The 7436-nt window shown below is 44.9% G+C and carries 4 protein-coding genes, 9 tRNA genes and 1 rRNA gene; all 14 read left to right on the top strand.

Features of this window, described 5'->3' with window-relative positions; translation table 11 throughout:
• Positions 1-99, top strand: a 5S ribosomal RNA gene (gene rrf, locus HMPREF1516_RS10205); the annotation flags it as partial.
• Positions 100-204: 105 nt separating this feature from the next.
• A tRNA-Val gene (locus HMPREF1516_RS01115) sits at positions 205-277 on the top strand.
• A 4-nt stretch (positions 278-281) separates the two neighbouring features.
• Positions 282-354 (top strand) — tRNA-Asp (locus HMPREF1516_RS01110).
• Between the two features lie 24 nt (positions 355-378).
• A tRNA-Lys gene (locus tag HMPREF1516_RS01105) sits at positions 379-451 on the top strand.
• A 5-nt stretch (positions 452-456) separates the two neighbouring features.
• Positions 457-538 (top strand) — tRNA-Leu (locus HMPREF1516_RS01100).
• Positions 539-550: 12 nt separating this feature from the next.
• Positions 551-623, top strand: a tRNA-Thr gene (locus HMPREF1516_RS01095).
• 27 nt (positions 624-650) lie between these two features.
• Positions 651-722, top strand: a tRNA-Gly gene (locus HMPREF1516_RS01090).
• A gap of 7 nt (positions 723-729) precedes the next feature.
• Positions 730-815, top strand: a tRNA-Leu gene (locus HMPREF1516_RS01085).
• A gap of 11 nt (positions 816-826) precedes the next feature.
• A tRNA-Arg gene (locus tag HMPREF1516_RS01080) sits at positions 827-900 on the top strand.
• Positions 901-915: 15 nt separating this feature from the next.
• Positions 916-989, top strand: a tRNA-Pro gene (locus HMPREF1516_RS01075).
• A gap of 178 nt (positions 990-1167) precedes the next feature.
• Positions 1168-5559: a PolC-type DNA polymerase III gene (locus HMPREF1516_RS01070; protein WP_033605608.1), complete on the top strand. Its 4392-nt coding sequence runs from the start codon at positions 1168-1170 to the stop codon at positions 5557-5559.
• A 23-nt stretch (positions 5560-5582) separates the two neighbouring features.
• Positions 5583-5735: a hypothetical protein gene (locus HMPREF1516_RS01065; protein WP_000776630.1), complete on the top strand. Its 153-nt coding sequence runs from the start codon at positions 5583-5585 to the stop codon at positions 5733-5735.
• A 15-nt stretch (positions 5736-5750) separates the two neighbouring features.
• The gene (locus tag HMPREF1516_RS01060) at positions 5751-6992 is read left to right on the top strand and encodes an aminopeptidase (protein ID WP_000243910.1); all 1242 of its coding nucleotides are present in this window, start codon (positions 5751-5753) and stop codon (positions 6990-6992) included.
• Positions 6993-7001: 9 nt separating this feature from the next.
• Positions 7002-7232 (top strand): GlsB/YeaQ/YmgE family stress response membrane protein, encoded by a 231-nt coding sequence (locus HMPREF1516_RS01055; RefSeq protein WP_033605607.1) that lies wholly within the window; start codon positions 7002-7004, stop codon positions 7230-7232.
• Positions 7233-7436 lie beyond the last annotated feature (204 nt).

The following is a 7436-nucleotide window of genomic DNA, read 5'->3' as shown; positions in this document are numbered from 1 at the left end:
ATTCAATACACCTGTACCCATGCCGAACACAGCAGTTAAGCCCTAGAACGCCGGAAGTAGTTGGGGGTTGCCCCCTGTGAGATATGGAAGTCGCTTAGCTCGAGGGAGTTTAGCTTAGTTGTAATTGAGAGGAAATCGAAATTACAATCGGCGGATGAGAGAAACGAAGTTTCTTACCGTTGGCTGAGCTAGACTCCACCCTTTGGGAGTTTAGCTCAGCTGGGAGAGCATCTGCCTTACAAGCAGAGGGTCAGCGGTTCGATCCCGTTAACTCCCATATAGGTCCCGTAGTGTAGCGGTTATCACGTCGCCCTGTCACGGCGAAGATCGCGGGTTCGATTCCCGTCGGGACCGTTTAAGGTAACGGAAGTTATTTTAGACTCGTTAGCTCAGTTGGTAGAGCAATTGACTTTTAATCAATGGGTCACTGGTTCGAGCCCAGTACGGGTCATATTTGCGGGTTTGGCGGAATTGGCAGACGCACCAGATTTAGGATCTGGCGCTTAACGGCGTGGGGGTTCAAGTCCCTTAACCCGCATAATAGAAAGTAGCCGGCTTAGCTCAGTTGGTAGAGCATCTGATTTGTAATCAGAGGGTCGCGTGTTCAAGTCATGTAGCCGGCATTTTTTTATATAGAATAAGAGGTCGATGCGAACGTAGTTCAGTGGTAGAACACCACCTTGCCAAGGTGGGGGTCGCGGGTTCGAATCCCGTCGTTCGCTTAGAGAGGCCGGGGTGGCGGAACTGGCAGACGCACAGGACTTAAAATCCTGCGATTGGTAACGATCGTACCGGTTCGATTCCGGTCCTCGGCATATAATGATGAGCACCCTTAGCTCAACTGGATAGAGTACCTGACTACGAATCAGGCGGTTAGAGGTTCGACTCCTCTAGGGTGCATTTTTTTATTTAACGCGGGAAGTAGCTCAGCTTGGTAGAGTACTTGGTTTGGGACCAAGGTGTCGCAGGTTCGAATCCTGTCTTCCCGATTGAGTATGGGGATACTTAAGGGTATCTTTTTTATATGTGTTAAGGAGATTCTGAGAATCTTCTTTTTTGTTTTTAAGGAATGAATTTAGGAAAACTAGCAGTGCTTAAGGAATGGTAGTGGCTATATATTTTCTTTAATTATGGTAAAATAGTAAGAGAATAATGTGAGGAAATTGAATGTCAAGTAAGTTTGAAATTTTAATGAATCAAATAGGAGTCTCTGATCAATTGAGACAGGATCCTGCTCTTGTTAATGCAAGTATTGAGCGTGTTGTGGTTCATAAAATTAGTAAGATTTGGGAATTTCATTTTGTATTTTCTAATATTTTACCGATTGAAATCTTTTTAGAGTTAAAGAAAGGGCTTAGTGAAGAATTTTCTAAGACAGGGAATCAAGCTGTTTTCGAAATCAAGGCTCTCTCTCAAGAATTTTCAAATGAACTCTTGCAGGCCTACTATAAGGAGGCTTTTTCTGAAGGTCCATGTGCTAGTCAAGGGTTTAAGTCTCTTTATCAGAATTTGCAAGTTCGTGCAGAGGGAAATCAGCTATTTATTGAAGGTTCAGAGGTGATTGATAAGGAACACTTTAAGAAAAATCATCTTCCTAATTTAACAAAGCAACTTGAAAAGTTTGGTTTTCCAGCTTTTGTCTGCCAAATCGAAAAGAATGATGCTCTTACACAAGAGCAGGAAGCAGCCTTCCATATGGAGAATAAGCAGATCGTTCAAGCTGCCAACGAAGAAGCTTTACGTGCTATGGAACAACTGGAACAGATGGCCCCTCCTCCAGTAGAAGAGAAACCGGCCTTTGATTTTCAGGCTAAAAAGGCTGCGGCAAAATCAAAATTGGATAAGGCTGAAGTTACCCAGATGATTGATGTGACGACTGAGGAAAATCGTTTGGTTTTTGAAGGGGTCGTTTTTGATGTGGAGCATAAGGTGACCAGAACTGGTCGCGTTTTGATCAACTTTAAAATGACGGACTACACTTCAAGCTTTTCAATGCAAAAATGGGTTAAGAATGAAGAAGAGGCTCAGAAGTTTGACATCATTAAAAAAAATTCTTGGCTTCGTGTTCGTGGGAATGTAGAGATGAATAACTTCACACGCGATTTGACCATGAATGTGCAGGATGTGCAGGAAGTTGTTCACTATGAGCGGAAGGATTTGATGCCAGAAGGTGAGCGTCGGGTTGAGTTTCATGCTCATACTAACATGTCAACCATGGATGCTCTGCCAGAAGTAGAGAAAATTGTTGCGACAGCTGCAAAGTGGGGACACAAGGCGGTTGCCATCACGGACCATGGGAATGTTCAGTCCTTCCCACATGGCTACAAGGCAGCTAAGAAAGCTGGAATTCAGCTAATCTATGGAATGGAAGCCAATATTGTTGAAGACCGTGTTCCTATCGTTTACAACGAAGTGGAGATGGACTTGTCAGAAGCAACCTATGTTGTCTTTGACGTGGAAACGACAGGTCTCTCAGCCATCTATAATGACCTGATTCAGGTTGCGGCTTCTAAGATGTATAAGGGAAATGTTATTGCCGAATTTGACGAATTTATCAATCCTGGATATCCCTTGTCAGCCTTTACTACCGAGTTGACTGGTATTACAGATGACCATGTCAAAAATGCCAAACCACTAGAACAAGTTTTGCAAGAATTCCAAGAATTTTGCAAGGATACAGTCTTAGTCGCCCATAATGCTACCTTTGACGTTGGCTTTATGAACGCTAATTATGAGCGTCATGGTTTGCCTAAGATTAGCCAGCCAGTTATCGATACGCTGGAGTTTGCTAGAAACCTCTATCCTGAGTATAAACGTCATGGTTTGGGACCTTTGACCAAGCGTTTTGGTGTGGCACTGGACCACCACCACATGGCCAACTACGATGCGGAAGCTACTGGTCGTTTGCTCTTTATCTTTATCAAGGATGTAGCGGAAAAACATGGTGTGACTGATCTAGCTAGACTGAATATTGATTTGATTAGTCCAGACTCTTATAAAAAAGCTCGGATCAAGCATGCGACCATCTATGTCAAGAATCAAGTAGGTCTAAAAAACATCTTTAAGCTGGTTTCTTTGTCCAATACCAAGTACTTTGAAGGGGTGCCACGGATTCCGAGAACGGTTCTAGATGCTCATCGGGAAGGTTTGATTTTGGGCTCAGCCTGTTCAGAAGGTGAAGTTTTCGATGCGGTCGTTTCCCAAGGTGTGGATGCGGCAGTCGAGGTGGCCAAGTATTATGACTTTATCGAGGTCATGCCACCAGCTATCTATGCACCATTGATTGCTAAAGAGCAGGTTAAGGATATGGAGGAGCTCCAGACTATTATCAAGAGTTTGATAGAGGTGGGAGACCGTCTTGGCAAGCCCGTTTTGGCTACGGGAAATGTTCATTATATCGAACCGGAAGAAGAGATTTACCGTGAAATTATCGTCCGTAGTTTGGGACAGGGGGCTATGATTAACCGAACCATCGGTCACGGCGAACATGCCCAACCAGCACCGCTACCGAAGGCTCATTTTAGAACGACCAATGAAATGTTGGATGAATTTGCTTTCTTGGGAGAAGATTTAGCACGCAAATTAGTCATTGAAAACACTAATGCCTTGGCAGATATCTTTGAACCTGTTGAGGTTGTTAAGGGTGACTTGTACACTCCTTTCATCGATAAGGCGGAAGAAACGGTTGCTGAGCTGACCTACAAGAAAGCTTTTGAGATTTATGGAAATCCGCTGCCAGATATTGTTGATTTGCGGATTGAAAAAGAATTAACATCCATACTGGGAAATGGATTTGCCGTGATTTATCTGGCATCGCAGATGCTGGTGCAACGTTCCAATGAACGGGGCTACTTGGTTGGTTCTCGTGGATCTGTCGGTTCCAGTTTCGTTGCGACCATGATTGGGATTACGGAGGTTAATCCTCTCTCTCCTCATTATGTTTGTAGTCAGTGTCAGTATAGTGAATTTATCACAGATGGTTCTTACGGTTCAGGATTTGATATGCCTGATAAGGACTGTCCAAAGTGTGGTCACAAACTCAGCAAAAATGGGCAGGATATTCCGTTCGAGACCTTCCTTGGTTTTGATGGAGATAAGGTTCCCGATATTGACTTGAACTTTTCGGGAGAAGACCAGCCTAGCGCTCACTTGGATGTGCGTGATATCTTTGGTGAAGAATATGCCTTCCGTGCAGGAACGGTTGGTACGGTGGCTGCCAAGACTGCCTATGGCTTTGTCAAGGGCTATGAGCGGGACTATGGGAAGTTTTATCGTGATGCAGAGGTGGAACGCCTCGCTCAGGGTGCGGCTGGTGTCAAGCGGACAACAGGACAACACCCGGGGGGAATCGTTGTTATTCCGAACTACATGGATGTCTACGATTTTACGCCTGTTCAGTATCCAGCAGATGACGTGACGGCTGAATGGCAGACGACTCACTTTAACTTCCACGATATCGATGAGAATGTCCTCAAACTTGATGTACTGGGGCATGATGATCCGACCATGATTCGGAAATTGCAGGACTTGTCTGGTATTGACCCTAATGAAATTCCCATGGATGATGAAAGCGTTATGGCTCTCTTTTCTGGAACGGAAGTTTTAGGGGTGACGCCTGAGCAAATTGGAACTCCGACAGGTATGCTGGGAATTCCAGAGTTTGGAACTAACTTTGTACGTGGAATGGTAGATGAGACGCATCCGACGACTTTTGCAGAGTTGCTTCAGCTCTCAGGTCTATCCCACGGTACCGATGTGTGGCTGGGGAACGCCCAGGATCTGATCAAGCAAGGGATTGCGGACCTATCGACTGTTATCGGTTGTCGGGACGATATCATGGTTTATCTCATGCATGCTGGTCTTGAACCTAAGATGGCTTTTACTATCATGGAACGGGTACGTAAGGGCATGTGGCTAAAGATTTCCGAAGAGGAGCGAAATGGCTACATCGAGGCTATGAAGGCCAATAAGGTGCCAGAGTGGTATATCGAGTCCTGTGGGAAAATCAAGTACATGTTCCCTAAGGCCCATGCGGCCGCCTACGTTATGATGGCCTTGCGTGTGGCCTACTTCAAGGTTCACCATCCGATTTATTACTACTGTGCTTATTTCTCAATCCGAGCCAAGGCTTTTGATATCAAGACCATGGGGGCGGGTTTGGATGCCATCAAGCGCAAGATGCAAGAAATTGCTGAAAAACGGAAGAATAATGAAGCCTCTAATGTGGAAATTGACCTCTATACAACTCTTGAGATTGTCAATGAAATGTGGGAACGTGGTTTCAAGTTTGGCAAACTCGATCTCTACCGTAGTCAGGCAACAGAGTTCCTCATCGATGGGGATACCCTCATTCCGCCATTTGTAGCAATGGATGGTCTGGGAGAGAACGTTGCTAAGCAGTTGGTGCGTGCGCGTGAAGAGGGTGAGTTCCTCTCTAAGACAGAACTGCGCAAGCGTGGCGGACTGTCATCGACCTTGGTTGAAAAGATGGATGAAATGGGGATTCTTGGCAATATGCCAGAGGATAACCAGTTGAGTTTGTTTGATGATTTGTTTTAAGGATTAGAACGGAGAACATCTTTATGAAACTTAGAATCTTTGCGGAAGACAAACCAGCTGAAAAGGTTTTTAACTATCAGCTAGAGCTGGCAGATGAAACAATTATCCTATCTACAGTGCTTCTGTCGGGTGCCATTGCTTTAGCAGGATTGTTTTCTGCTTTAAAAGAAAAATAGAAAAGGAAAAACAAAATGGTTTTACCAAATTTTAAAGAAAATCTAGAAAAATATGCGAAATTGTTGGTTGCGAATGGAATCAACGTGCAACCTGGTCACACTTTGGCTCTCTCTATCGATGTGGAGCAACGTGAGTTGGCGCATTTGATCGTGAAAGAAGCTTATGCCTTGGGTGCGCATGAGGTTATTGTTCAGTGGACAGATGATGTCATCAATCGCGAGAAATTCCTCCATGCACCAATGGACCGTTTGGACAATGTGCCAGAATACAAGATTGCTGAGATGAACTATCTCTTGGAGAATAAGGCTAGCCGTCTTGGTGTCCGTTCTTCTGATCCAGGTGCCTTGAACGGAGTGGATGCGGATAAGCTTTCAGCTTCTGCCAAAGCTATGGGACTTGCGATGAAGCCAATGCGCATCGCAACTCAATCCAACAAGGTTAGCTGGACTGTGGCAGCCGCTGCTGGACTTGAGTGGGCTAAAAAAGTCTTTCCAAATGCTACAAGCGATGAAGAAGCAGTTGATCTCCTTTGGGACCAAATCTTCAAAACCTGCCGTGTCTACGAAGAAGATCCTGTTAAGGCCTGGGAAGAACACGCTGCTATCCTCAAGAGCAAGGCAGATATGCTTAATAAGGAGCAATTTTCAGCCCTTCATTATACAGCGCCAGGAACTGATTTGACACTTGGCTTACCTAAGAACCACGTTTGGGAATCAGCTGGTGCTATCAATGCACAGGGCGAAGGATTCTTGCCAAATATGCCGACAGAGGAAGTCTTCACAGCGCCTGATTTTCGTCTCGCAGATGGCTATGTTACTTCTACAAAACCACTTAGCTACAACGGAAATATCATTGAGGGAATTAAAGTAACCTTCAAGGATGGTCAAATCGTAGATATCACTGCTGATAAGGGTGATCAGGTCATGAAAGACCTTGCCTTTGAAAATGCGGGTGCGCGTGCCTTGGGTGAATGTGCCTTGGTACCAGATCCAAGTCCAATCTCACAGTCAGGGATTACCTTCTTTAACACTCTTTTCGATGAAAATGCTTCAAACCACTTGGCTATCGGAGCAGCCTATGCGACCAGCGTTGTTGGTGGAGCAGAGATGAGCGAAGAAGAACTTGAAGCTGCAGGACTGAACCGTTCAGATGTTCACGTGGACTTTATGATTGGTTCGAATCAAATGGATATCGATGGTATCCGTGAGGATGGAACACGCGTACCCCTTTTCCGTAATGGAGACTGGGCAAATTAAGGAGAAGCTATGATTGGAAGCATGTTTGTCGGCCTTTTAATTGGACTACTAGCAGGGGCTATCACCAATCGTGGAGAACGAATGGGATGCTTTGGGAAAATGTTTCTCGGCTGGATTGGTGCTTCTTTGGGGCACCTGCTCTTTGGAACTTGGGGTCCAAACCTAGCGGGGATAGCCATTGTTCCAGCTGTTTTAGGTGCTATGGTTGTCTTAGCTATTTTCTGGAGACGAGGAAGTTAATTTCTTAAATCTGATACTCAATGAAAATCAAAGAGCAAACTAGGAAACTAGCCGCAGACTGCTCAAAGCACTGCTTTGAGGTTGTGTATAGAACTGACGAAGTCAGCTCAAAACACTGTTTTGAGGTTGCAGATGGACGTTGACGCGGTTTGAATCTGATTTTTGAAGAGTATGAAACGAAAAGGAGGTTGGTCATTGTACCAG

The organism is Streptococcus sp. CM6, from assembly GCF_000526095.1.
In the GTDB taxonomy this organism is placed as follows: domain Bacteria; phylum Bacillota; class Bacilli; order Lactobacillales; family Streptococcaceae; genus Streptococcus; species Streptococcus oralis_BW.
The sequence above is the reverse complement of the archived record's forward strand: the minus strand, read 5'-3'. Positions and strand labels throughout refer to the sequence as shown.

Bases quoted from the DNA above. Each gene is read 5' to 3' on its own strand.
- HMPREF1516_RS01055 (WP_033605607.1), top strand. From the start codon at position 7,002: ATGATTGGAAGCATGTTTGTCGGCCTTTTAATTGGACTACTAGCAGGG.
- HMPREF1516_RS01070 (WP_033605608.1), top strand. From the start codon at position 1,168: ATGTCAAGTAAGTTTGAAATTTTAATGAATCAAATAGGAGTCTCTGAT.
- HMPREF1516_RS01065 (WP_000776630.1), top strand. From the start codon at position 5,583: ATGAAACTTAGAATCTTTGCGGAAGACAAACCAGCTGAAAAGGTTTTT.
- HMPREF1516_RS01060 (WP_000243910.1), top strand. From the start codon at position 5,751: ATGGTTTTACCAAATTTTAAAGAAAATCTAGAAAAATATGCGAAATTG.